The sequence below is a fragment of the Chromobacterium subtsugae genome (assembly GCF_001676875.1).
Classification (GTDB): Bacteria; Pseudomonadota; Gammaproteobacteria; order Burkholderiales; family Chromobacteriaceae; genus Chromobacterium; species Chromobacterium subtsugae.
On record NZ_JYKA01000001.1, the window covers coordinates 67,761 to 91,306 of the forward strand.

Annotated in this window: 26 protein-coding genes and 1 riboswitch; of the genes, 15 read left to right on the plus strand and 11 right to left on the minus strand. The window is 67.3% G+C overall.

Features of this window, described 5'->3' with window-relative positions; all coding sequences use genetic code 11:
- Positions 1-6 precede the first annotated feature (6 nt).
- Positions 7-552, plus strand: coding sequence for a kinase inhibitor (locus tag MY55_RS00320; protein ID WP_043579201.1), 546 nt, complete (start codon positions 7-9; stop codon positions 550-552).
- A gap of 5 nt (positions 553-557) precedes the next feature.
- Entirely contained in the window at positions 558-1,358 is an 801-nt protein-coding gene (locus MY55_RS00325; RefSeq protein ID WP_052941694.1) for a helix-turn-helix transcriptional regulator, read from the plus strand.
- Positions 1,359-1,431: 73 nt separating this feature from the next.
- Here the strand turns inward: MY55_RS00325 and MY55_RS00330 are convergent, their stop codons facing one another.
- On the minus strand, positions 1,432-1,845 hold the full coding sequence (locus MY55_RS00330) for a VOC family protein (RefSeq protein ID WP_065201825.1): 414 nt from the start codon (positions 1,843-1,845) through the stop codon (positions 1,432-1,434).
- 148 nt (positions 1,846-1,993) lie between these two features.
- On the opposite strand from MY55_RS00330, the gene MY55_RS00335 reads away from it, so the two are divergent.
- Positions 1,994-2,512, plus strand: coding sequence for a MarR family winged helix-turn-helix transcriptional regulator (locus tag MY55_RS00335; RefSeq protein ID WP_065201826.1), 519 nt, complete (start codon positions 1,994-1,996; stop codon positions 2,510-2,512).
- A 1-nt stretch (position 2,513) separates the two neighbouring features.
- Here the strand turns inward: MY55_RS00335 and MY55_RS00340 are convergent, their stop codons facing one another.
- From MY55_RS00340 to MY55_RS00360, 5 genes are all read right to left on the minus strand, one after another.
- Positions 2,514-3,461, minus strand: coding sequence for an ABC transporter ATP-binding protein (locus tag MY55_RS00340; RefSeq protein ID WP_047236534.1), 948 nt, complete (start codon positions 3,459-3,461; stop codon positions 2,514-2,516).
- Complete coding sequence (locus tag MY55_RS00345) at positions 3,436-5,001, minus strand: ABC transporter permease (protein ID WP_043579198.1); 1,566 nt, start codon at positions 4,999-5,001, stop codon at positions 3,436-3,438. The genes MY55_RS00340 and MY55_RS00345 overlap by 26 nt, the downstream gene beginning before the upstream one ends.
- Entirely contained in the window at positions 4,998-5,546 is a 549-nt protein-coding gene (locus MY55_RS00350; protein ID WP_052878075.1) for a GNAT family N-acetyltransferase, read from the minus strand. Before MY55_RS00350 ends, MY55_RS00345 begins: the two co-directional genes overlap by 4 nt.
- 58 nt (positions 5,547-5,604) lie before the next feature.
- On the minus strand, positions 5,605-6,621 hold the full coding sequence (locus tag MY55_RS00355; RefSeq protein ID WP_043579197.1) for a thiamine ABC transporter substrate-binding protein: 1,017 nt from the start codon (positions 6,619-6,621) through the stop codon (positions 5,605-5,607).
- 50 nt (positions 6,622-6,671) lie between these two features.
- Positions 6,672-6,766, minus strand: a riboswitch (TPP riboswitch).
- A 15-nt stretch (positions 6,767-6,781) separates the two neighbouring features.
- Positions 6,782-7,459 carry a hypothetical protein gene (locus MY55_RS00360; RefSeq protein WP_152681629.1) on the minus strand — a complete coding sequence of 226 codons (678 nt, stop codon included), beginning with the start codon at positions 7,457-7,459 and terminating at the stop codon, positions 6,782-6,784.
- Between the two features lie 177 nt (positions 7,460-7,636).
- Here MY55_RS00360 and MY55_RS00365 point away from each other — a divergent pair, with 177 nt between their 5' ends.
- Together MY55_RS00365 and MY55_RS00370 are read left to right on the plus strand one after the other, a co-directional pair.
- On the plus strand, positions 7,637-9,082 hold the full coding sequence (locus MY55_RS00365; protein WP_080509595.1) for a DUF1800 domain-containing protein: 1,446 nt from the start codon (positions 7,637-7,639) through the stop codon (positions 9,080-9,082).
- Between the two features lie 11 nt (positions 9,083-9,093).
- Complete coding sequence (locus MY55_RS00370; RefSeq protein WP_065201827.1) at positions 9,094-10,272, plus strand: DUF1501 domain-containing protein; 1,179 nt, start codon at positions 9,094-9,096, stop codon at positions 10,270-10,272.
- Positions 10,273-10,274: 2 nt separating this feature from the next.
- Here the strand turns inward: MY55_RS00370 and MY55_RS00375 are convergent, their stop codons facing one another.
- On the minus strand, positions 10,275-11,063 hold the full coding sequence (locus MY55_RS00375; RefSeq protein ID WP_157889247.1) for a substrate-binding periplasmic protein: 789 nt from the start codon (positions 11,061-11,063) through the stop codon (positions 10,275-10,277).
- A gap of 121 nt (positions 11,064-11,184) precedes the next feature.
- On the opposite strand from MY55_RS00375, the gene MY55_RS00380 reads away from it, so the two are divergent.
- Positions 11,185-12,018 (plus strand): hypothetical protein, encoded by an 834-nt coding sequence (locus MY55_RS00380; RefSeq protein WP_065201829.1) that lies wholly within the window; start codon positions 11,185-11,187, stop codon positions 12,016-12,018.
- 19 nt (positions 12,019-12,037) lie between these two features.
- Here MY55_RS00380 and MY55_RS00385 read toward each other — a convergent pair whose 3' ends face one another.
- A complete protein-coding gene (locus tag MY55_RS00385) occupies positions 12,038-12,550 on the minus strand; it encodes a winged helix DNA-binding protein (RefSeq protein WP_043579193.1) in 513 nt (170 codons plus the stop codon).
- Between the two features lie 147 nt (positions 12,551-12,697).
- Here MY55_RS00385 and pxpB point away from each other — a divergent pair, with 147 nt between their 5' ends.
- The 6 genes from pxpB to pcp all read left to right on the plus strand — a co-directional run bounded on the left by pxpB (position 12,698) and on the right by pcp (position 17,392).
- Complete coding sequence (pxpB, locus tag MY55_RS00390; RefSeq protein WP_043579192.1) at positions 12,698-13,375, plus strand: 5-oxoprolinase subunit PxpB; 678 nt, start codon at positions 12,698-12,700, stop codon at positions 13,373-13,375.
- Positions 13,363-14,289, plus strand: a complete 927-nt coding sequence (locus tag MY55_RS00395; RefSeq protein WP_047244156.1) for a 5-oxoprolinase subunit C family protein — start codon at positions 13,363-13,365, stop codon at positions 14,287-14,289. The genes pxpB and MY55_RS00395 overlap by 13 nt, the downstream gene beginning before the upstream one ends.
- Positions 14,279-15,016: a 5-oxoprolinase subunit PxpA gene (pxpA, locus tag MY55_RS00400; protein WP_047244157.1), complete on the plus strand. Its 738-nt coding sequence runs from the start codon at positions 14,279-14,281 to the stop codon at positions 15,014-15,016. Before MY55_RS00395 ends, pxpA begins: the two co-directional genes overlap by 11 nt.
- A 63-nt stretch (positions 15,017-15,079) precedes the next feature.
- On the plus strand, positions 15,080-15,796 hold the full coding sequence (locus MY55_RS00405) for a DUF969 domain-containing protein (protein ID WP_043579189.1): 717 nt from the start codon (positions 15,080-15,082) through the stop codon (positions 15,794-15,796).
- The gene (locus MY55_RS00410) at positions 15,793-16,749 is read left to right on the plus strand and encodes a DUF979 domain-containing protein (RefSeq protein WP_043579188.1); all 957 of its coding nucleotides are present in this window, start codon (positions 15,793-15,795) and stop codon (positions 16,747-16,749) included. Before MY55_RS00405 ends, MY55_RS00410 begins: the two co-directional genes overlap by 4 nt.
- 10 nt (positions 16,750-16,759) lie before the next feature.
- Complete coding sequence (pcp, locus tag MY55_RS00415) at positions 16,760-17,392, plus strand: pyroglutamyl-peptidase I (protein WP_043579187.1); 633 nt, start codon at positions 16,760-16,762, stop codon at positions 17,390-17,392.
- Positions 17,393-17,404: 12 nt separating this feature from the next.
- On the opposite strand, the gene MY55_RS00420 is transcribed toward pcp, so the two are convergent.
- Both MY55_RS00420 and phhA read right to left on the minus strand, forming a co-directional pair.
- Positions 17,405-18,859 (minus strand): mannose-1-phosphate guanylyltransferase/mannose-6-phosphate isomerase, encoded by a 1,455-nt coding sequence (locus MY55_RS00420; protein ID WP_047258225.1) that lies wholly within the window; start codon positions 18,857-18,859, stop codon positions 17,405-17,407.
- 187 nt (positions 18,860-19,046) lie between these two features.
- Positions 19,047-19,940 (minus strand): phenylalanine 4-monooxygenase, encoded by an 894-nt coding sequence (gene phhA, locus MY55_RS00425; protein ID WP_099049584.1) that lies wholly within the window; start codon positions 19,938-19,940, stop codon positions 19,047-19,049.
- Positions 19,941-20,070: 130 nt separating this feature from the next.
- On the opposite strand from phhA, the gene MY55_RS00430 reads away from it, so the two are divergent.
- Both MY55_RS00430 and MY55_RS00435 read left to right on the plus strand, forming a co-directional pair.
- The gene (locus tag MY55_RS00430; RefSeq protein ID WP_043579252.1) at positions 20,071-20,550 is read left to right on the plus strand and encodes an Lrp/AsnC family transcriptional regulator; all 480 of its coding nucleotides are present in this window, start codon (positions 20,071-20,073) and stop codon (positions 20,548-20,550) included.
- Between the two features lie 186 nt (positions 20,551-20,736).
- Complete coding sequence (locus tag MY55_RS00435) at positions 20,737-21,297, plus strand: cysteine dioxygenase (protein WP_157889248.1); 561 nt, start codon at positions 20,737-20,739, stop codon at positions 21,295-21,297.
- Between the two features lie 66 nt (positions 21,298-21,363).
- Here the strand turns inward: MY55_RS00435 and MY55_RS00440 are convergent, their stop codons facing one another.
- On the minus strand, positions 21,364-22,686 hold the full coding sequence (locus MY55_RS00440) for an OmpP1/FadL family transporter (protein WP_047258226.1): 1,323 nt from the start codon (positions 22,684-22,686) through the stop codon (positions 21,364-21,366).
- A 277-nt stretch (positions 22,687-22,963) separates the two neighbouring features.
- Between MY55_RS00440 and MY55_RS00445 the strand changes: the two genes are divergently transcribed.
- A complete protein-coding gene (locus MY55_RS00445) occupies positions 22,964-23,521 on the plus strand; it encodes a peptidylprolyl isomerase (RefSeq protein WP_065201830.1) in 558 nt (185 codons plus the stop codon).
- The last annotated feature ends 25 nt before the right edge of the window (positions 23,522-23,546 follow it).

Genomic DNA, 23,546 nt, shown 5'->3' on the forward strand with positions numbered 1-23,546 from the left:
ACCGATATGCGCAACACCTTGTTGATCGCCAGCCTGCTCGCCCTGCCGCTGGCCGCCCACGCCGCCGGCTTCCAGCTCAGCAGCGAAACCATCGCCGACGGCAAGCCGCTGACGGCGCGCCAGGTCTACCAAGGCTTCGGCTGCGAAGGCGGCAATGTCTCGCCGCAGCTGTCCTGGCGCGGCGCGCCGGCCGGCACCAAGAGCTTCGCCGTCACCGTTTACGATCCGGACGCGCCCACCGGCAGCGGCTGGTGGCACTGGACGGTGGTGAACCTGCCGGCCAACGTGCATGCGCTGCCGGAAGGCGCAGGCAGCGCCGGCGGCCAACTGCCGGCGGGCGCGGTGCAGGGCCGCACCGACTTCGGCGAATCGCGCTTCGGCGGCGCCTGCCCGCCGGTTGGCGACAAGCCGCACCGCTACCAATTCACCGTCTGGGCGCTCAAAACCGACAAGCTGCCGGTTGACGCCAACGCCAGCGGCGCGCTGGTGGGCTTCATGCTGAACGCCAACGCGCTGGCCAAGGCCAGCCTCACCGCCACCTACGGCCGCTGACCCGCGTGAGCGACCTCGCGCTGCGCGAATGCCGCATCGAAGCCGGCGAAGTCCGCGCCCGCCTGCCGCAGCGCATCCGCCGGGTGCCGGTATTCCTGCCGGCCCTGTGCCGGGTGCGCCACGGCCTCAAGCGCATCTGGCTGGGCGAACGGGAAATGTCGGCCGGACCCGCGCAGCTGGTATTGCTGCCGGCCGGCAGCGAACTGGACATCGCCAACCTTCCCGGCCCCGCCGGCTATCTGGCGGATGTGGTCAGCCTGCCGCCGGCGCTGCTGGCGCGCTTTTGCGAGCGCCACGGCTCGCTGCTGCTGCGGCAACGGGCCGGCAACGAACTATGCCTCGACATCGGCGAACCGGGCCACCGCGCCTGGCAGCTGCTGATGGACAGCCTGCGCGGCGATACGCCGCCGGAAATGCGCGAGCACCATGCCGAAGGCGTGCTGCTGGCCCTGGCGCTGGCCGGCCAGGCCGGGCCGCTGCTGCAAGCGCCGGCCGCGCCGGTGGCGCAGCGGATCCGCCAGTTGCTGATGCTGGATCCCGCCGCGCCATGGAGCGTGGAAACGGCGGCGCGGAGGCTGAATCTGGGCGCCTCCACCCTGCGCCGCCGGCTGGCGGAAGAAGACAGCGGCTTCCAGCGCCTGCTAGAAGACGTGCGCATGGGCCAGGCCCTGCAAAACCTGCAAACCGGCGCCAAGCCCATCGCCGACATCGCCGCCGCCAGCGGCTACGCGTCGCCGTCGCGCTTCGCCGCGCGCTTTCGCCAGCGCTACGGCCTGTCGCCAAGCGAACTGCGGCGGACGCTGTAGCCGACGCTCAACGACCCGCCGCAGGATAAAGAGCCGTTGCCGCAAGCCGCGATGGCCCCTCCCCGCCGCGCCGTCAATCCGCGGCCGGCGCCGCCTGCCGCAATTCCAGCAGATTGCCCGCCGGATCGCGCAGGAACAACTGCGTCAGCCGGTCCGCCACCACGCTGCGCTGGCTGAAAAAATCCACGCCGCGGGAACGCAACTCCTCGGCCGCCGCCTCCAGGCTGGCCACGGTGAAGGCGACGTGATTGGACACCGGATCGCGCTCCGGCCCCTGCGCATAGCGCGACACGCCGTCGCTGCCCAGCACGTGCAGTTGCCGCGCGTCCTCCACATCCAGAAAGCAGCCAGGCACGTCCGGGATATTCCAGCGCGACGGATCGGCACGCAGGCCGAATACCTGCTGGTAGAAATCCCGCATCGCGTCCACCTGGCGCTTGGGCACCGCGAAACCCACGTGGTGCAGTTCGCATACTTGAATGGCCATGATTTTCTCCTTGTGTGATGTCATGTCGGCACTCCATCCAAATAATACGCTAAGCATATAGTTAGTCAACCTAATTTAATGGCGAAATCGACGCGCTGCCGCTTTTACGCTAGCATCGGCCGTCTATTTTCTTCTCCGCCGCCACGCGATGAACGCCGCAGACTCCACCGCCCATCACGCCCCCCACTTGCAACTGATGCGGGAAACGGCCAGCCAGGACACCGACCGCGACGCCGCCGCCGCCGGCCTGCTGCTGCTGTGGCTGGGCGACGATGCCTTGCAACTGGTCAACGCCAGCCTGTCCAGGCACGGCCTGTCGGAAAACAAGCTGCAGGTGCTGCTGTTGTTCCGGCTACATGAGCAAGGCTTGTTCGGCGAAGCGCCGCCGACGCCGTCCAGCATCGCCGACTACTGCGGCATCACCCGCGCCTCGGCCACCGGCTTGCTGGATTGGCTGGAAAAAAGGGACTGGGTCGCGCGCGCGCCGCACCCGAGCGACCGCCGCAGCCTGCAACTGCGCCTGACCGAAGCGGCCAGGACGCTGCTGGCCGAAGCGCTGCCCGGGTTCTGGCGCGCCTGCGCCCGCGTGACCGACGCCTTGAGCGCCGAAGAGAAAAGCCAGCTGCTGCGCCTGCTGAGCAAGATGCAGCAGGCCGGACTGAGCTGAATCAGTTAAAGCGCAGCAGCCCGGCCTCGGCCACGCCGACGCCGATCTCGCCGCCGACGAACAGCGAAGCCTGCCAGCGCGCGGCCTCGCGTCCCGACAGATTCAACACCAGCTCGCCCGCCGCCGCCACCACCTTGACGCGCGCGCCATCGGGCAGCCAGATCAGTTCGACGATGCGCGCCGGCGGCTGATCGTCCCCCAGCAGCAGCGCGCCCGGCGGCACAGCGGCATCCGCCAGCACGTTGTCGTAGCCGATGAAACGCGCCAGCCAGGCGTCCGCCGGCGCCGCCAATAGCCGGGCCGGCGTGTCGCATTGCAACAGCCGGCCCGCCTTCAGCACCGCCACCCGGTCAGCCAGCGCGAAGGCCTCGTCCCTGTCGTGGGTGACGATGATGGCCGGGATGCCGGCTTCGCGCAGCAGCGCGCGGAACGTTTGCAGCAACTGGCGGCGCAGATCGGCGTCCAGGCTGGAAAAGGGCTCGTCCAGCAACAGCAGCCTGGGCCGGGTCGCCAGCGCCCGCGCCAGCGCCACCCGCTGTTGCTCCCCGCCGGACAGCGTCCATACCTTGCGGCCGCCATGCTCGGCCAGCCCCACCCGCGCCAGCATCTCCCGCGCCTGCGCCGCGGCGTCCCGCTTGGCGCAGCCTTGCTCGATCAGGCCGAACATCACGTTCCCCAGCGCGTCCAGATGCGGAAACAGCGCGAAATCCTGGAACATCAGCGCGAAGCCGCGCCGTTCCGGCGGCTGGCGGCACAGATCCTCGCCGTCAAAATGGATGCCGCCGCCGTCCGGCCGCTCCAGGCCCGCGATCATCTTCAGCAATGTGCTTTTGCCGCAGCCGGACGGCCCCAACAAGGCCAGCGTCTCGCCGGCGGCGACGGTCAGCGAGACCGCGTCGGCCACCACGCGCGCGCCGAAGCGCTTATTCAGGTTTCGCAGCGTCAGCACGACGGTCCTCCCATGAGCCGGCGCCGCCGGCGGTTTCGATGATCCAGAACGCCAGCAGCGCCAGCAGCATCAGCAGGCAGGACAGCTTCATCGCCGCGTCCATATTGGCGGCGCCGGGCCGCCCCAGCCGCTGGTAGATCAGCGTGGTCAGCGTCAGCCATTCCGGCCGCGACAAAAACAGCGTGACCGCGAATTCGCCCACCGCGGTGGCGGCGGCGAAAGCCAGGCCGCGCCGCAAGGCCGGCTGCAGCAGCGGCCACTGCAGGCGCCGGAATGTCCGCCACGGGCCGGCGCCCAGGCTGCGCGCCGCCTGCTCCCAATGCGGCGGCTGGCCGTCGCGCGCCGTCAGCAAGGCCTTGGCGACAAAGGGATAGGCCAGCAGCGCGTAGGCCGCCAGCAGCAAGGCCAGCGCTGCGCTCCACTGCGGATACAGCAGCAACAGGCCGAAAGCGACGCAAACCGGCGACGCGACGAAAGGCAGGAAGATCAGCGCCCGCAACGCCAGGCTGCGGCCGGCGGCCAGCGCGTGGCACAGGCCCAGCGCGCCGGCGGCCAGCACCGTCAGCGCGGTGAAGCGGGCGCTGTTGAACAAGGCCAGCCGGACATCCTCGTCCCACAGCGCCAGCCAGCCGCCGCCGCCGGCCAGGCCGCGCCACAGCACCGCCAGCAAGGGCAGGCCGGCGAACAGCAGCAACGTCAGCAAACCGGCCAGCAAGGCCAGCCGCGCCCGCCAGCCGCGCGCCGGCCGCAGCGGCAGCGGCTCGACCTTGGCCGCCGTCGCCAGCCGGCGCATAAGCGCGGCATAGACGGCGGCGACGGCGCCGCACACCAGCAACACCAATAGCGCCAGCGCGCCGGCGTCGGCCAGGTTCAACTCATAAGCCACCAGGCTGTAGATTTCGACTTCCAGCGTGGCGTAGCGCTGGCCGCCCAGGATCAGCGCCAGGCCGAAGCCGGAGAAGCAATACAGGAAGACCAGGCACAGGCTGGAGAGGATCCAGGGCAGCGCCGCCGGCCACTCCACGCGCCAGAACGCCCGCCACGGGGTGGCGCCCAGCGTGCGGGCGGCGGCCAGCCGGCTGGCCGGCACCTGGGAAAAGCCGTCGCAGGCGGCGCGCACCACCAGCGGCAGATTGAAGAACAGATTGCCGTACAGCAGCAGCCACGGCGTGTCCTGCAGATGGAGTCCGGTCGCCCCCTGCGGCCCGAACAAGGCCAGCACCCCCATCGCCGCCACCAGGGTGGGCATCACGAAGGGCAGCATCAGCAGCCTGAGCAGCAGGCCGCGGCCGGGGAAATGGTAGCGCGCCAGCAGCCAGGCCAGCGGCGCGCCCAGCGCCAGGCACAGCAGGCAGCTGGCCGCCGCCTGCAGCAATGACCACAGCAGCCGCCAGCGCAGATAAGAATCGGCCAGCAGGCCCGGACTGAACTGCAGGCCGCCTTCGGCCACCAGCCGCGCCAACGGCGCCAGCGCCAGCGCGCTCAAAAACAACACGGGCAGGCTGGCCAGCGCCAGCCGCCGGACACCCGACTGCGTCAAACATTCGCTCCAGACAACGGCCAGTCGGCCGTCAGCACATCTTCGCAACCATCCTCGTCGCGCGCCTGGGCCACCTTGGCGAAGCCCAGCTGCGCCGCCAGCGCTTGCGACGGCAGGTTGCCGGGTTCGATCGACAGCACCATTCTCCCGGCGCCCTGTCCGGCCGCCCAGCCGGCCATCGCCAGCAGCGCCTCGCGGGCGTAGCCCTGGCGGCGGAACGCCGGATAAACCGCATAGCCTAGCTCGACGTCGCCGTGGCCCTGCAAATACGGATGGCCCGGCCGGGTGTGGAAATTGATGTGGCCGATCATGGCCAGATCGTCGCGGCGCAGCATCGCCCGCACCGACCACGGCGCGTAGGCGGCGTCTTCGGCCATATCGTCCAGCCGCATCGCCATCAGTTGCGCCTCCGCCAGCCAGCCGGCGTCTGGGCGGCTGCCCAGCAACGCGGCGGCGTCGTCGATGTCGCCGCGCAGGCAGGCCTGCAGGAAATCCGCGCTCATATGGCGCAGGATCAGGCGGGAGGAGCTTATGTCTGCGATCATCACTTGTGTTGCCGTTTGGTCATGGGATCTGGACATTATGGCCTAATGTCGGCGCCATTCAGACGCCAGACTTCAGCACCACCCGCGCCCAGCGGCCGACCCAGGCCCGCTGCTTGGCGGCCAGCGTCGCGCTGTCGGGGGTATCGTGCGCGGCGGGCTGCTCGGCGTGCTTGTACACTGGGTCCAGCGCGACGCCGTCCATCGCCGGGTACATCCACATCCGCGTCGGGATATCCTTCTGCACCGCGTCGGAACGCAGGAAGGCGATGAACTGCTGGGCGAGCTTGGGCTCCTTGCCGCCCTTGACCAGCGCCGCGCCCTCCACCTGGCGGAACACCGTGCCCGGCAACAGCAGGTTGGCGGTGGGCGCGTCGCTCAGCTTTTCCTTGCTGTAGAACACTTCGGCCGCCGGACTGGTGGCGTAGCTGACCACGATGGGGCGGCCGCCGCCGTTCTTGGAGAAGTCGGTGTAATAGGCTTCGGTCCAGCCCTTGCTCACCTTCACGCCGTTGTCGCGCAGCTTGCCCCACAACGCGAAGGCCTTTTCCTCGCCCAGCGCGTGGATGGTGGCGGCCAGGAAGGCTAGGCCGGGGCTGGAAGTGGCCGGGTTTTCCACCGCCAGCAGGTTCTTGTAGGCCGGCAGGGCCAGGTCGTTCAGGGTTTTGGGCAGCGGCAGCTTGTTCTTGGCGAACCAGGCCTTGTCGTAATTCAACGTCACGTAGCCGTAGTCGATGGCGGCGGCGCCGGGCAGGCTTACCTTGCCGCCGCGGGCCAGCTCGGCCGGCAACGGGGCCAGCGCGCCGGCCTGCTCGGCCTTGCCGATCAGACTGTTGTCCAGGCCGAACACCACGTCGGCGATCGGATTCGCCTTGGTCAGGATCAGCTTGTTGGTCATCTCTCCGGCGTCGCCGGCCTTGATGATGGACACCTTGGCGCCGTATTGCTTTTCGAACGCCGCCAGCAGCGGCTTGTCGACGCTGAACGAGCTATGGGCGAGCACGCGCAGTTCGGCCGCCTGGGCGGACAGGCCGGCCAGACTCAGAGCGGCGGCGACAAGGGTGGGAAGCAACTTCATGGACATCTCTCCGTGCGGTGCGGCCACGGAGCAAGCAGGCAGGGCGGATCATGTTCCGCTCATCACGCTCCCTCCGCTGGCATGATCCAGATCAGGTTCTCAGGGTGTCTCTCAGCCCGCATGGCGGGCACCCCCGGTGACAGGGCGCTAGTATAGCGGCCTATCGGCCCCGCCGCCATCCGCCGCAAGCCCCCATCCAGCTCTGGAAGCTTTTCCCGGTTTGGCATTCGACCCAGGCCAACGCTTGCGGATTGAGTCCGGCCGCTGTAAACGAGTCATCCTCTTTTCGATCAAAGTAGAAATCGTAAAAAATAGCCCCGCGCACCACCGACCTTCTAATGCATTCAAGCTGCGAAAATGGATACACCGTCTCGTGCCGACGATAGAAATCCATATCATGGATGCCATCCCCAGCCACGACTGTATAGCTGCGCATGGCGGGCAAAGACAGCAACACGCTCAGCCCTGCGCATATCGCCAGCAAACGGCAACACCGCTGATTCAACTGCGCCAATTTTTGTCGCCGCTTGGCCTTGTCCCGCTTGGGCAATTTACGAAACCCATCGCGCCAACCGGAAAGCGCGCCCAGCAAAGCCAACACCCAAAACAGCAGCGGCAGCACGAAACCCGGCTGGTTCAGAACTTGATTTGTCTCCAGGTGCAGATACTGACCGCGGGGCAAAGGGATGAATAGCCAATCCCCCAATGCCCGCAGCGGGAAAAAAAACAGCCATGTCAGGAAGAAAATCAGCGCCAGAAGGGAGAAGAAAAAAAGCAGGAACAAGACGTTTGAACAGGCTCTTCGCCACCACGGCGCCTGCGGCGCAGCTTCCGCCATAGCCACCTCACGGTAAAATGGCCAATCATCGCACACCGGGCATGGCCTGTCCGCCCTCAGGCAGCCGCCACAGCGCATGCCATAAACATTCCCTCACAGTTTCCCCCGAGCCGACATACCTTGCTAAAAATAGGCGGCTAAGCTGGCATGGCTACCCTGCATCGGGAACCTGCGACCATGCTCAAAAAAATAATCCTCTCATCCGTGCTGTTCAGCCTGCCGCTTTGCGCGCTGGCCGACATCGGCGTCGACGGCGCGCGCCATCTGCTGCTGCGCACCGGCTTCGGCGCCAATCCGGCGCAGATCGCCGCTTACGCGCCGCTCAGCCGCGAAGCCGCGGTGGACAAGATCCTGGCCGGCGTCCGCACCCAGCCGGCCACGCCGCCGCCCGGCTGGGCCAACGACCCCTTCGAGCGCCCCGGCCAGCCTGGCCTGACCGAGGAACAGAAAAAAGCGCTGCAGCAAGAGCGCAACCAGCACGCGGTGGAGCTGCGCAGCTGGTGGCTGGCCGAGATGCTCGCCACGCCGTCGCCGCTGACCGAAAAGATGACCCTGTTCTGGCACAATCACTTCGTGTCGGCGCTGGACAAGGTGCGTTCGCCGCAGATGATGTACCAGCAGAATTTGCTGCTGCGCCACTACGCGCTGGGCGATTTCGGCCAACTCTTGCACGCGGTGGCGCGCGACCCGGCGATGATGCGCTACCTCGACACCGCCAATAACCGCAAGGAACAACCGAACGAGAACTTCGCCCGCGAGGTGATGGAGCTGTTCACGCTGGGCGAAGGCCACTACAGCGAACAGGATATCCGCGAGGCGGCGCGCGCCTTCACCGGCTGGGGCCTGGACCACGACGACCAGTTCATCGTCCGGCCGCGGCTGCGCGACGCCGGCGAGAAGACCATCTTCGGCCAGCGCGGCAATTTCGACGGCGACGACGTGATCGACCTGTTGCTGCAGCAGCCGCAAACCTCGGTATTCATCACCACCAAATTGTGGCGCAATTTCGTGTCGCCGACGCCGGACGCGGCCAGCATCAACAAGCTGGCCGCCGACTTCCGCCGCGGCCACTACCAGTTGAAGCCCTTGATGCGCGCGCTGCTGCTGACGCCGCAGTTCTGGCACAGCCAGGGCCAACTGGTGAAATCGCCGGTGGAGCTGACCGTAGGCACGCTGGTGACCTTCGACCTGACGCCGCCCGACTGGCGCGTGATCGCCGGCCTGAACCGCCAGCTGGGCCAGGACGTGTTCGCGCCGCCCAACGTCAAGGGCTGGCCCGGCGGCGAAGCCTGGATCAACAGCGCCACCCTGCTCACCCGCAAGCAGTTCCTCGACCGCATCGCCCACGACGCCGCGCCGGCGCGCGACACCTTCGCTCAGGCCGATGGCAGCCTGAACGAGATGGCCGGCCGCGAGGCGCGCATCAACCGCTTCGTCGCCAAGGGTGTCGCATCGATGAAGCTGCAACCCGACGAATGGGCCGCCATCTACGACGCCCGCAGCGCGGCTGACGCCGCGCGCCTGTTGCTGGCGGTGCCGCCGGCCAATCCGCTGCCGCAGGGAGAAAGCGGCGCCAAGGCCATCGCCCAGTTGCTGCTGGACCCGGCCTACCAGGTGGAGTGAAGGAGACCGCCATGTTCAAACGACGCGAATTCCTGAAAGCGGCCGGCGCCGGCCTGATGCTGAGCGTGCTGCCCAACCTGTCCTGGGCGCTGGCCCCGGCCGGCTACAAACGCCTGCTGGTGCTGGTTGAATTGAAAGGCGGCAACGACGGCCTCAACACCGTCGTCCCCTACGCCAGCGCAGATTATTACCGGCTGCGCCCCGGCATCGCCATCGCCCGCGAGCAGGTGCTGCAACTGGATGAGGCCATCAGCCTGAATCCGGCGTTGTCGCCGCTGATGCCGCTGTGGCGGGACCAGCAGCTGGCGCTGCTGCAGGGCGTCGGCTATCCCGAGCCCAATCTGTCGCACTTCCGCTCGATCGAGATCTGGGACACCGCCTCGGCCAGCCAGCAATACCTGAGCGAGGGCTGGCTGACCCGGCTGTTCCGCGAGCAGCCGACGCCGAAGCACTTCGCCGCCGACGGCGTGGTGCTGTCCAGCCAGGTGCTGGGCCCGCTGGACGGTGGCGCGCGCGCGGTGGTGCTGGCCAATCCGCAGGACTTCGCGCGCCAAGCCAAGCTGGTGGCCGACCAGCAGCCCGGCCACGCCGGCTCGGCGCTGGAGCATATTTTGAAAGTGGAAGGCGACATCCGCCAGGCCGCCGCCAGCCTGGCGCCGCTGCCGCGCACCGCGCCCAGCGAATCGCCCACCGCCGGCCCCAAGCCCAACGGCGGCTTCGGCGTCGCGGTGCGCACGCTGACCGACACGCTGGCGCGCGGCGTCGACATCGCCGTCGCCCGCATCACGCTCACCGGCTTCGACACCCACGGCAACCAGCAGCCGGCGCAAGCGCGGCTGCTGGCCGAGCTGGCCGACGGGCTGGCACAGCTGCGCGGCGAAATGACGCGGCTGGGCCGCTGGGACGACACGCTGGTGCTGACCTACGCCGAATTCGGCCGGCGTCCGCGCGAGAACGCCAACCGCGGCACCGACCACGGCACCGCCAGCGTCCACTTCGCCGCCGGCGGCCGCGTCAAAGGCGGACTGTACGGCCAAACGCCGCAACTGGCCGGCGTCAGCGACGGCAATCTGCCGCATGCGATAGATTTCCGCCAGGTCTACGCCACCGCGATCGACAGCTGGTGGGGCAAGGACAGCCGCAATGTGCTGGGCGGCCGCTTCGCGCCGCTGCCGCTGCTGCGGGTTTGAGGCTAGGGGTCGGGATAAGCGATGTTGAAGCGGCTGCGGTAGAGCCGGTCCACCACGCCGTCGCGCTTCATGTCGCGCAGCGCGCCGGCAAAAGCCCGGCACAGCTCGGCGGGCACGCTGCGTTTGCTGAAAACATAAAAGGCGCCGCCCGCGCGCCATGCCGGCGGCAGGGCCACGATGGCCGGCTGTTGCGGCAAGCGGGCCAGCTCATTCGGCAGCGTGTCCATGGTCGCCAGCAGCAGGTCTATCCGCCCCAGCTGCAGCTTGCGCAAGCTGCCGGCCAGCGTTTCCCCGGCGTCCACCCTCACCGTGGCCGGAGGCGCTTTCAGCCAGCGGTCCCATGCGTCGCCGTAACTGTCGCCATGCGTCACGCCCAGCCTGACCAGGCCCAGCTTGCCCAAGTCCTGCAGCTGGGCAACCGGCCAGCGCGCAGCGCGATCGGCGCGCACCCACAGCCGCACCTGCGCTGAGCTGTAGCCCGGCACAAAACAGGCGTACGCCTCCCGCTCCGGCGTTTTCAACGCCTGCATCGCGACATCCACCGTGCCCAGCCGCAACTCCTGCAGATTGCGCGACCAGGGCATTTGACGATAAGCCAGGCGGCAGCCAAGGCGCGCGGCGGCTTGGTTCAGCAGTTCCACCGAGTAGCCTGCGGGCCGGCCATCCCGTCCCTGGTAATGATAGGGCGGCCGCTCCTCCCACCCCACCTGAATCGGCTTGCCGCACACCCCGCCAGCCATCGCCGGCAAAATCCAGCACGCCAGGAGAACGAAATTCCCGATGAACCGCACCGTCACCTCCCGTCCTCGGCAAGCGCAAGCGCGCTCCCCTACAATGTTAGGATAGAATCCCCATGCCGATGGCGTCCGGCGGGCGCAGTCGAACCACCACCAGCGACAGAATCACTGCCACATGACTTCGAACAATACCAAAAGCACCGACCACCCCCAGGCGGCGACGGAAGACATTCCGCTGCCGCCGCCGGAAAACGAACTCAATCTGGCCAATCTGGCCATCCCGCTGGGCGAAACCATCCTCACCCTCAATATCGAGGGCGCGCCGATCTACGGCATCTTGCAGCGCAGCCGCGCCATGACTTCGCAGTCCGACTACTTCCGCCTGCAATTCCGCGGCTACGCCCGCGCCGACAGCAACCAGCACTGGCAAATGCTGGAAGGCGACGACAGCCGCTTCCACGCCGTGTACAACGTCGCCTGGGTGCGGGTGGACCGCCCGAGCAAGTCCGTCACCTTCGGCCCCAAAAGCGGCGTCAGTTGCAGCCCTGCGCTGATGGGCAGCGGACTGGACGCCTTTTTGTTCGCCAGCGTGATCGTCTGGGCCAAGGGCGTCTGCCCCGACTATGCGATCACCCCGGGCCTGGTCAATACCGGGCAAAGCAGCACCGAAGAAGAAAGGCTGCAACGCCACGCCTTTTTCGCCGGCCAAGGCTTCCAGTTCGAGTGGCAGGATCCGACCCAGCGCACCGCGCTGTATTTCAAGGACAAGGTGAACAAGCTGCTGGGGGTGTGGAACAAGGATGTCATCAAGGAATTCGGCGGCGAGGACATGCTGAAGCGGCTGGCGGGCCAGGATGAGGCCCGCGCCTCGCTGCAGCAAAGGATAGACCAGCTGGAGGGCGCGCACGACAGCCTCAAGCGCGCGCTGCAGAAAGAAAGAAGCACCTCGCAGATCCTGACCGGCGTGCTGGTGCTGGCGGCCATCATCGGTTTGTGGGCGGTGATCTGAGCCGCCGCCCGGCCGGCATTCAGAACGAGGCCCCGGCGCGCGCGGCCTGGTCGTAAACGCCGGCCAGCGCCCTCATCAGTTGGGCCACCTCGCCTATGGCCGGATTGGCGATGCCGCCGTCGCTCAGCGTCGGCAGCAGGCACTGCTCGCGCACCTGGCGGTAACGCTCGCACAATGCCCGGCCATTCTCGGTGGTGGAGAACAACACTTCCTTGCCGCTTTTCTCGCTGCGCACATAGCCCATCTTCACCAGCTTCTTCAGCGCGTAGGCCACCACGTGGGTGTCCTCCATATTCAGCACGAAGCAGATGTCGGCCAGTTTCTTCTGCCGGCCGCGGTGGTTGACATGATGCACCAGCAGCACCTCGGTGGGCGTCATGTCCTTTTCTCCGGCGGCGGCCATGCAGCGCACCATCCAGCGGTGAAAGGCATTGTTCACCACCGTCAGGCTGAATTCGAACTCCGACAACTCGGGGCTGCGCTCCGACACCAGATGCTGCGAAGACACGATCTTCGGCAAATCATTCGTCATGGACGTTCTTCTCCGTTCTCTCGAAATTCAAGGCCTTCCCATCCTTTCATTCTCATAAATTGACGAGAAATTATTAACATTGCATCATTACATTCAATTAACCCATAATCATAATCATATTCTCAAATCGCATTTCGTCAAAACCCGATGCCTTCCGCCCCCCTCACCTCGCCCGCGATCCATTGGCTGGGCAGCCAGGCCCTGACGCTGGAAATGCCGCCGCCCGCCACGCTGGACTGCCAGCGCCGCATCTGGTGGCTGGCCCGACAGCTGCAAGCCGGCGACGGCATCCGAGAAATCGTGCCCGGCATGAACAATCTCACCCTGGAACTGAGCGACGATCCGGCGCTGGCCGCGGCCTTGCCGGCCCGGCTGCGCAAGCTGTGGCAGCAGGCGGAACAAGCCGACATCCCGCAGCGGCGAGTGGAGATTCCGGTTTGCTACGGCGGCGAATACGGCCCGGACCTGGACCACGTGGCGCGGCATTGCGGCCTCAGTCCGCGCCAGGTGGTGGAACGGCATGGCGCGAGCGATTACACCGTGTATTTCCTGGGCTTTCAGCCCGGCTTCGCCTACCTTGGCGGCCTGGATCCGCGGCTGGCCACCCCGCGCCGCGCCACGCCGCGCATCGCGGTGCCGGCGGGCGCGGTGGCGATAGGCGGCTGCCAGACCGGCATCTATCCGTCGGCCTCTCCCGGCGGCTGGCAGATCATAGGCCGCAGTCCGGCCCGCTTGTTCGACCCGGCGCGCGAACCCGCCTGCCTGCTGCAGCCGGGGGACATCGTCCGCTTCGTCGCCAGCAAGGAATCGCCATGCTGGAAGTGATCAAGGCCGGACCGCAAACCACGGTGCAGGATCTGGGCCGCTTCGGCGCGCGCCATCTGGGCGTATGCCGCGCCGGCGCCATGGACGGCCTGGCGCTGGGCATCGCCAACCGCCTGGTCGGCAACCCCGCCGACGCCGCCGCGCTGGAAATCACGCTGCCGCCGGCCTGCTTCCGCTTCTTGCGCGCCGGCCAGTTGGCGCTGGCCGGCGCCGATTGCCAGGCGCTGCTGGATGGCGAGCCGGTGTGGCCGGGCTGGCGCGTTGCCTTCCGCGCCGGGCAAATGCTGCAGCTGCAGGCGCCGCGCTTCGGCATGCGCGCTTACCTGGCGCTGGACGGCGGCATCCAGGCGCCGGCCGTGATGGGATCCGCCAGCACCGATCTGCTGGCCGGCTTCGGCGGCCTGGACGGGCGGGCGCTGCGCGACGGCGACCGCCTGGCGCTGGGGCCCGCGCGGCCGCCGGCGCCGCGGCTGGGCGTCTGGCTGCCCCGCCCCGGCAGCCAGATCCGCGTCTGCCCCGGGCCGGAACTCAAGCGGCTGTCGAAACAGGCGCAAGAGCGTTTCTGGCGCGAACCCTGGCAATTGACGCCCAACAGCAACCGCATGGGCTACCGGCTGGCCGGCCCCGCGCTGACAGGCGGCGAGACGGTGGATATGCTGTCCCACGGCGTGCTGCCCGGCCTGATCCAGCTGCCGCCGGACGGCCAGCCCATCGTGCTGATGGCCGATGCCCAGGCCACCGGCGGCTATCCGCGGCTGGGCATGGTGATAGAGGCCGACTTGTGGCAGCTGGGCCAGGCGCGCCTGGGCAGCCAGCTGCACTTCATCCCGACCGACCCCGACGGCGCCCGCCAGGCGCTGCGGCTGCAGCAACGCTATCAACACCGGATCGAAAGGCTGCTGAATGCAAATTGACCTCAACGCCGACCTGGGCGAGGACTGCGGCGACGACGCCGCGCTGCTGGAACACGTCAGCTCCGCCAACATCGCCTGCGGCTGGCATGCCGGCAGCGCGGACACCATGCTGCAAGTGGTGCGCATGGCGCTGCGGCGCGGCGTCGCCATCGGCGCCCATCCCAGCTTTCCCGACCGGGAAAATTTCGGCCGCCGCGAGATGCAGCTGCCGCCGGACGCGGTGCGCGCCGGCGTGCTGTATCAGCTGGGCGCGCTGGACGCCATCGTCCGCGCCGAAGGCGGCGAGATGCGCCACGTCAAGCCGCATGGCGCGTTGTACAACCAGGCCGCGCGCGACCCGGCGCTGGCGGCGGCGCTGGCGCGCGCGATCCGCGACTTCAATCCCAGGCTGCGGGTGATCGGCCTGGCTGGCAGCGGCTTTCTCGCCGCCTGCCGCGCCGAGGGCCTGGACACGCGGCGGGAGGTTTTCGCCGACCGCGGCTATCGCGCCGACGGCAGCCTGGTGCCGCGCGGCGCGCCCGGCGCGCTGCTGGACAGCGCCGAAGCGGTGCTGGCCCAAGTCAGCGACATGGCGCTGCGCCAGCGCGTGATCGCCGTCAGCGGCGAAAGCGTGCCGCTGCGCGCCGATTCCATCTGCCTGCACGGCGACGGCCCCCATGCGGCGGCCTTCGCCGCCAGGCTGCGCGGCCACCTGGAAGCCCTGGGCATCCGCATCGCCGCCGACTGAGCCACCCCGACACCGCGCCAGGCGGCGGCCAGACCGCAGCGCGGCCCCACCCAAGGAGAAACCATGGACCCAGCTGTCAATCTGTGGCCGCTGCTAGGCATAGCGGTGGTCATCGCAGGCTTCCTGCTGCGCTTCAATCCGCTGCTGGCGGTATGCGCCGCCGGCGTCGTCACCGGCCTGGCCGCCGGCATGCCGGCGCTGGCCATCCTGGCCAAGCTCGGCCAGGGCTTCATGAAAACCCGCAACATCACCTTGATCCTGCTGCTGGTGCTGCCGGTGGTGGGGCTGATGGAGCGCCACGGCTTGCGCGACCAGGCCCGCGCCTGGATACGGCGCATCCGCAACGCCACCGTCGGCCGCCTGCTGATCGTCTACCTGCTGGTGCGGGAATTGTCGGCCGCGCTGGGCCTGACCGGCTTGGGCGGCCATCCGCAGATGGTGCGGCCCATCCTGGCGCCGATGACCGAAGGCGCCTGGGAGCAACGCCACGGCGAGCCGACGCCCGAGCAACGGCAGAAGCTGCGCGCCATGTGCGCCGCCACCGACAATGTCGGCCTGTTCTTCGGCGAGGACATCTTCGTCGCCTTCGGAGCGGTGATGCTGATGCATACCTTCCTGCAGGAAAACCAGATCCCCAGCGAACCGCTGCACATCGCGCTGTGGGGCATTCCCACCGCGCTGTTCGCCTTCATCATCCACGCCGTCCGCCTGATGCGGCTGGAACGCCAGCTGCTGCGGCAAGCCGCCCCGGCCGCCCATCTGTCGGAGAAGCGCGCATGATCCTGCATGTCGAGTACCTGTACTGGCTGGCCGGCGCGGTCCTGCTCTTGGTGGCGGCCGGCGCGCTGGCCGACCCCGGCCATCCGCGCCGCTACGGCAGCGCGGCGTTCTGGGGCCTGTTCGGCATGCTGTTCCTGGCCGGCGACTGGCTGCCGGCGCAGCTGTCCGGCGCCATCGTGCTGGCCATGGTGCTGCTGGCCGGCCTGGGCCGCCTCGGCAGCGGCCATCACATCGCGCTGTCGGCCGCGCGGCTGCAGGACAGCCTGCGTCGGCTGGGCGGCAAGGTGTTTCTGCCCTCGCTGCTGGTGCCGCTGCTGACCGTGGCGCTCAGCCTGGCGGCCAAGGACGTGAAACTGGCGGGCGCGCCGCTGTTCGACCCCAAGAATGTCACGCTGCTGGCGCTGGGCGTGGCCTGCCTCGTTTCCTTCATCGCCGCCTGCGGGCTGACGCGTGAGCGGCCGGCGCAGAGCATCCGCGAAACCCGCCGCCTGCTGGACTGCATGGGCTGGGCGGTGCTGCTGCCGCAGATGCTGGCGGTGCTGGGCCTGCTGTTCGCCGACGCCGGCGCCGGCAAGGCGGTGGCGCATGTGGCCACCGCCTACCTGTCGCTGGACACGCGCTGGGTGGCGGTGCTGGCTTATGTGCTGGGCATGGCGCTGTTCACGATGATCATGGGCAACGCCTTCGCCGCCTTCCCGGTGATGACCGCCGGCATCGGCATACCGTTTCTGGTCGGCATGCACCACGGCGACGCGGCGGTGATGGCGGCGATAGGCATGTTCTCCGGCTACTGCGGCACGCTGATGACGCCGATGGCCGCCAATTTCAACATCGTTCCCGCCGCCCTGCTGGAGCTGGACGACAAGAACGCGGTGATCAAGGCCCAGGTGCCGACCGCGCTGGCGCTGCTGGCGGTCAACGCCGCGCTGATGAACTGGCTGATGTTCCGCTGAGGAGAAAAACATGCAAACCGTATTGCTGACCGGCTTCGAGCCCTTCGGCGGCGAAACCGTCAATCCGTCGTGGGAGGCGGTGCGCCGGCTGGATGGCGCGGAGCTGGGCGGCGCCCGCGTTTTCGCGCGCCGGCTGCCCTGCGTGTTCGGCGCAGCGCTCGCCGCGCTGGACAGCCATCTGGCCGAGCTGCGGCCGGAGCTGGCCATCGCCGTCGGCCAGGCCGGCGGCCGCCCCGACATCACCGTCGAACGGGTGGCCATCAATGTCGACGACGCCCGCATCGCCGACAACGCCGGCCGGCAGCCGATAGACCAGCCGATCGCCGCCGACGGCCCGGCCGCCTATTTCGCCACGCTGCCGATCAAGGCCATCGTCGCCGGCCTGCGCGCGCAAGGCATCCCGGCCTCGGTGTCGCAAACCGCCGGCACCTTCGTCTGCAACCATGTGATGTACGGACTGCTGCACCGGCGCGTGCCGCGCGCCGGCTTCATCCATATTCCCTATCTCCCGGAGCAGGCGGCAGGCCATCCCGGCGCGCCCAGCATGGCGCTGGACGATTGCGTCGCGGCGCTCAGGCTGGCGGTGGAGCTGGCGCTGGCGCATCGCCATGACCTGGCGCTGGCGGGCGGCGCCACCCACTAGCCGCGGCGCCGCTCAGCCGACGACGTCGCGCCCATAGTGGTCGGAGAAGCGCACGATGTCGTCTTCGCCCAGATAATCGCCGCTCTGCACCTCTATCATCACCAGCTCGATCCGGCCGGGATTGGCGAGCCGGTGCTTTTCGCCGGCGGGAATGAAGGTGGACTGGTTGGCCTCGATCCGGCGCTCCTCGGCGCCGTTGACCACCAGAGCGGCGCCGCTCACCACGATCCAGTGCTCGCTGCGGTGGCGGTGCATCTGCAGCGACAGCGACGCGCCCGGCTTCACCACGATGCGCTTGATCTTGTAGTTGCCGCCCTCCTCCAGCACCGTGTAATGGCCCCAGGGACGCGGCGTGGTGCGGTGCGACAGATAGGCCGGATGGCCGCGCCGTTTCAGTTCGGCGGCGATGTCCTTCACCTCCTGGCTGCGGCGGCGGTCGGCCACCAGCAAGGCGTCCGGCGTGTCGATCACCAGCAGGTTGTCCACCCCCAGCGTGGCCACCAGACGGCCGCCGCTTTGCACGAAGGTGTTGCGGGTGTCGCGCAGCAGCGCTTCGCCATGGCTGGCGTTGCCGTTTTCATCATGCGGGTACTCGGCCGCCAGGCTTTCCCAACTGCCGATATCGCTCCAGCCCAGCTCGCACGGCACCACCGCCGCCGCGTCCGACTTTTCCATCACCGCGTAGTCGATGGAGATGTCCGGGCAGCGGCCGAAACTGCGCGGATCCAGCTCCCGCTGCCGGCGGCCCGGGCCGCGCAGCTCCGGGCTGGCCTCCAGGCATGCGGCCACGCCGGCGAGCACAGCGGGCGCATGACTGGCCAGCTCGCCGCGCAGGGTTTCGGCGTCGAAACAGAACATGCCGCCATTCCACAAAAAGCGGCCATCGGCCAGATAGCGTTCGGCGCTGGCCGCGTCCGGCTTCTCGACGAAGCGCGCCACTCGATAGCCCAGCCGTCCAATCGCCTCCCCCGGTTCGATATAGCCGAAGCCAGTCTCGGGCCGGACCGGCTTCAGGCCGAAAACGGCGATGCGGCCCAGCTCGGCCAGGCCGCGAGCGCGGACCGCCGCTTCGGCGAAAGCGCTCTCGTCCGCCATCAGGTGGTCGGCCGGCAGCACCAGCAGTATGGGGCGCGCCCCGTCGCGGCGGGCCAGCGCGTCCAGCGCCGCCGCGGCGATGGCCGGCGCCGTGTTGCGGCCCTCCGGCTCCAGCAGGATCTCCAGCTCCAGCCTCGCCGCATTGACCGCGCCGCATTCCTCCAGCACATGGAACAGCAGCTGCCGATTGGCGACCACCATCACCCGCCTCACGCCATCCAAGCGCGATGCCCGCAGGAAGGCTTTCTGCAGCAGGCTTTGGCCATCCGCCATGCGGATGAACGGCTTGGGCAGCGCCTGGCGCGAAACCGGCCACAGCCGGGCGCCGGCGCCGCCGGCGATGATACAGGGAATCAATTCTCTCGTTTGCATGGCCGCTGTCTCATCCCTCCTGTCAGGCGCCGCGGGCGGCGGCGAAGCCTGCTCCAGTGTATCCAGTTTGTCAGATCTAACGATAGCCATGCCCGCGCCGTTGACCCCACCATCTGCTGTCGCGGCAGCCGCTGTCCATGAAAAAGGCCCGCGCGAAGCGGGCCTGCCGGCATGCAAACCTCCCGGTTCAGACGTCGTCGCTGTCCGCCCAGCCTTGCTGGTCGCCGCGATTGAGCACCCGGTCGTCCGGCGCGATGTCGCCCGCGCCCCACGGCTGCGCCGCCGACAGGCGCTGGTACAGCGGCGTGAAATCGGGAGCGGTGGCGTCGAACAATTGCTTGAAGCTGTCGATGACGAAGTAGGTCTTCTGGAAGGTATCGATGCGGTAGCGCGTATTCATGATGCGCATCAGGTCGAAGCCCACCCGGTTGGGACTGGGGCTGTCCAGGCAGTAGATGGACTCCGACTTGCTGGACAGGATGCCGGCGCCGTAGATGCGCATGCCCTGCGGCGTATCGATCAGGCCGAACTCCACCGTGTACCAGTACAGCCGCGCCAGCATCGGCAACGCGCCCAGTTCCTTGGCCTTCATGCCGCCCTTGCCGTATGCCTCCAGGTAGTCGGCGAACACCGGATTGATCAGCAGCGGCACGTGGCCGAACAGGTCGTGGAACACGTCCGGCTCCTGCAGGTAGTCCAGCTGATGCGGCTCGCGCAGCCACCAGGTCACCGGGAAGCGGCGGTTGGCGAGGTGTTCGAAGAACACGTCGTCGGGAATCAGGCCCGGCACCGCGACGATCTTCCAGCCGGTGGCGGCCATCAGCTGGCGATTGAGCTTGTCGAAGTCCGGCACCCGGTCGGCGTCCACGCCCAGCTGCTCCAGCCCTTGCAGGAATTCATCGCAGGCGCGGCCGGGCAACAGCGCGCACTGGCGCTGGTACAAGGTGGCCCAGGTGGCGTGATCTTCCGCGCTGTAACGGTCCAGCGGCTGCGGCAGCGTGTAATCGTTGGCGTCGTGGCTGAGTCCGACATTCTTGCGGGTGGTGATGTCGGGCACGACGAAGTCGGCGCGGTCGTTCATTTCGGCACTCCTGGAGGATTGGGTCATTTACTCTAGTTTAGCCCTTCACAGATGCGGGAAGACCGCATAATTTGCTGAAATCCAGTAAATTTTGCATACTTGCCGCATCAAATGTCATATGGTGCACAAAATGCGCAAAATAGAGCTGGACCGCTTTGATCTGGAGATCCTGCAGCAATTGCAGCTGGACGCCCGCGCCACCCACCAGCGGCTGGCGCAGGACATTCCGCTGTCCGCCTCGCAAATCGGCCGCCGCATCCAGCGCATGGAGCAAAACGGCATCATCCAGGGCTACCAGGTGGCGCTGGACCCGGAGCAAGTGGGCCTGTCGGTGATGGCCTTCGCCAACGTCAGCCTGGAGCGGCACAACGAAGCGGCGCTGCTGGATTTCGCCCAATCCATCCACGCGCTGCCGGAAGTGCTGGAATGCTACGCCGCGGCAGGCGAAGCCGACTACCTGCTGCGCATCGTGGTGCCCGACCTGCCGTCGCTGTCGGCCTTCGTGATGAACAAGCTGATGCAGCTGTCGCTGGTGCGCAGTGTCAAATCCACCATCGTGCTCAACGCCATCAAGCAAACCATGAAGCTGCCGCTGGCGTCGCTGCCCTGACATTTCTGCCATCCACGCCGCCCGACCGCAAGGCTATACCGCAACCGTGCGGCCGGGACTATCCAGCTGGCGGAATTTCCTTATGCGCAAATACGCATAGCCGAACCACCAGAAATTCCATCATCATATCGCCTGCAAAAAAGCCGCCCAATGCGTCGCTACCATATGGATAGCAAGGAGAAATCGATGGAAACGCCGAATGCCCGCGCCCCGATCCCAGCCGAGATCAGTCCCGGGCTACTGGCCGCGCTCAAGCGGCTGGAACAGTTTCAGGCCCGCCTGAGCCTGGAAGACATTCGCGGCTTCCACCGCTCGCTGCGCCTCGGCCGCGCCGACTTCGCGCCGTTCTGGCTATTCGGCGACAGCCAATATCGCCGCAACCGCATCTATGCCGATGATTTCTGCGAACTGCTGCTGCTGTGCTGGCGCAGCGGCCAACGCAGCCAGATCCACAACCACCGGGGCAGCCTGTGCGGCGTGCGGGTGCTTCAGGGCGTGGCCACCGAAACCGTGTTCGAAGAAACGCCGGCCGGCCTGCTGGCTTCGCGCGAAACCCGCGAACTGGCCGCCGGCAGCCTGGTGATCAACGGCGATCAGGACATCCACCAGATAGCCAATCAACAAGATGGCGATCTGGTCACCCTGCATCTGTACTCGCCGCCGCTCCGGCAAATGCGGCTGCTCGGCCTGGAGCCGCAGCATGGCCGCGCCCGCTTGCCGGACGACTGTCTCGAATACCAGATCTAACCCCGCCCTGCGCGAAAAAAAAAAGCGCGGCATCGCGCCGCGCTTTCTTCCTTCGCGTTCAAGCCATCAGAAGCGGTATTGCGCCTGCACGCCCAGCAGGTGGCCGGTAATGGAGCCGTATTGGCCTTGCAGGTGGCTTTGGGTGCCGAACGGGCTCTTGGAGACGTTGTCGATCTTGCGATCGCCCACCGCACGCAGATACGCGTAGCTGACATCCACCGTGGCCTGCTTGCTGATCTTGTAGCCGGCGCCCAGGCTCAGCCAGATGCGGTCGGCGTCCGGAATCAGCGGATTGCGGTGCTCGGCGTTGGGCACCGGAGTGGTTTCATAGCCCAGGCCGCTGCGCAGGGTCAGCGCGTCGTTGAAGAAGTAGTCGCCACCCACCGAGAACATCCAGCTGTTCTTCCAGTGGTTGTCGATGCGGGTGGTGGTATCGATGCCGCCGAACTGCGGGCTGCCCTTGATCACCAACTGGTCGAAACGGCTCCAGCGCGTCCAGCGCGCGGTGGCGCCGACGGCGAACTTGCTGTTCAGCTTGCTGTAGCCGCTCAGCAGCAGCGACTCCGGCGTGGTGACGTCGGCCGAGCCGGCGTAGGTGCCATTCAGACGCGACAGCGGCATGGTCGGCGCCAGATCGACGAAGCCGGAATTGATGTAGTCGCCCTTGGCCTTGTGGTCGATCTTGGAACGGTAGGACAGTCCGATGCGGGTATCGGCGCTGTAGCTATACATCACGCCCAGGTTGTAGCCGAATCCCCAGCTGTCGGCCTTGATCTCGCCGGTGGCCCCGGGCAGGAAGGCGCCCTTCTTCAGATGAGCCTTCGCGTACTGGGCCGACACGCCGGCGCCGAAGCTCCAGCGCTCGTCCAGCTTGTAGGCCAGCGAGGGATTTATGTCCAGCGTCATGATGGAGCTGGAGATGCCGCTGTCGCGCCCTGCCCAGTTGTCGTTGTAGCGCGCGCCCAAACCGAACGGGGTGGTCAGGCCCACGCCGGCGTACAACTGATCATTGATCTGATGCGTGAAATAGGCATTGGGGATGGCGACGCCCGGAGCGCGGCCATTGTCCGAGGCTTGGCTGGTTCGATTCAGCCGCGGGTCCGGCGAACCGCTGACGGTATTGCTGCCCTCAAACGGCGCATCGACTTCCGCATAGGTGAAGCCGCCCTGCGCCCGGGTGCCTTGCAGCAGGGTCATGCCGGCCGGGTTGTAAAACACCGCGGACAGATCGTCGCCGGCCATGCCGGCGCCGGCGTGGGCGCGGCCCATGCCGGCCACGCTTTGCTCCGTCAGTTGAAAGCCGGCGGCCTGGACCGCGGGAGCGGCGAACAGGCCGGCGACGATGAGGGAAAGCAGACGCGCCGAGCGAGGCGAAACAGCAGATTGCATTGTGTTCATGTTCCTGAAGTGTTCTTCTTGCGCCGCGTGGCCATGCCGTGCCGGCCCGGGCTTATCCAATCAGCAGGCGCATGATAAATAGATAGCGCTTGCATCTTTTTTAGGGCGTGGAGTCTAAACTCGAATCCGCCCCATCGCAAGAGAAAAACACATCTTCCTGAACTTGTATGAACAGACGCCGCCGCCGCCAAACAGCCGGCTGGCGATCCTCCTCCGCGCCTGTGCTAGAATCACAGCCCCAACTTCCCTGTCGGCACGCATCGCTATCATGAAGAAACTGTTCTGCAGCCTGGCCCTGGCCGCCCTGCCCGCGCTGGCCTTCGCCGCCCCGGTGGTGGAGATGGTCACCAACAAGGGCAATATCGAAATCACGCTGGATTCGGCCAAGGCGCCGAAGACCGTGGCCAATTTCGTCGCCTACGCCAAGGCCGGCCACTATAACGGCACAGTCTTCCACCGCGTGATCGACGGCTTCATGATCCAGGGCGGCGGCTTCGACGCCAAGCTGAACCAGAAACCCACCCGCGCGCCCATCGTCAACGAAGCGGGCAACGGCCTGAAAAACAATGTCGGCACCATTGCGATGGCGCGCACCAACGATCCGAACTCCGCCACCGCGCAATTCTTCATCAATGTGCGCGACAACGACGCCCTCAATTACACTTCCCCCAATCCGCAAGGCGCCGGCTACGCCGTATTCGGCAAGGTGAGCAAAGGCATGAATGTGGTGAACCGCATCGCCAAGACCCGCACCGGCAGCATGAACGGCATGGATGACGTCCCGTTCGAACCCATCGTCATCCAGAAAGTCACCATCAAACCCTAAGGCCGCGCAACCGGCCTCAGCGCAA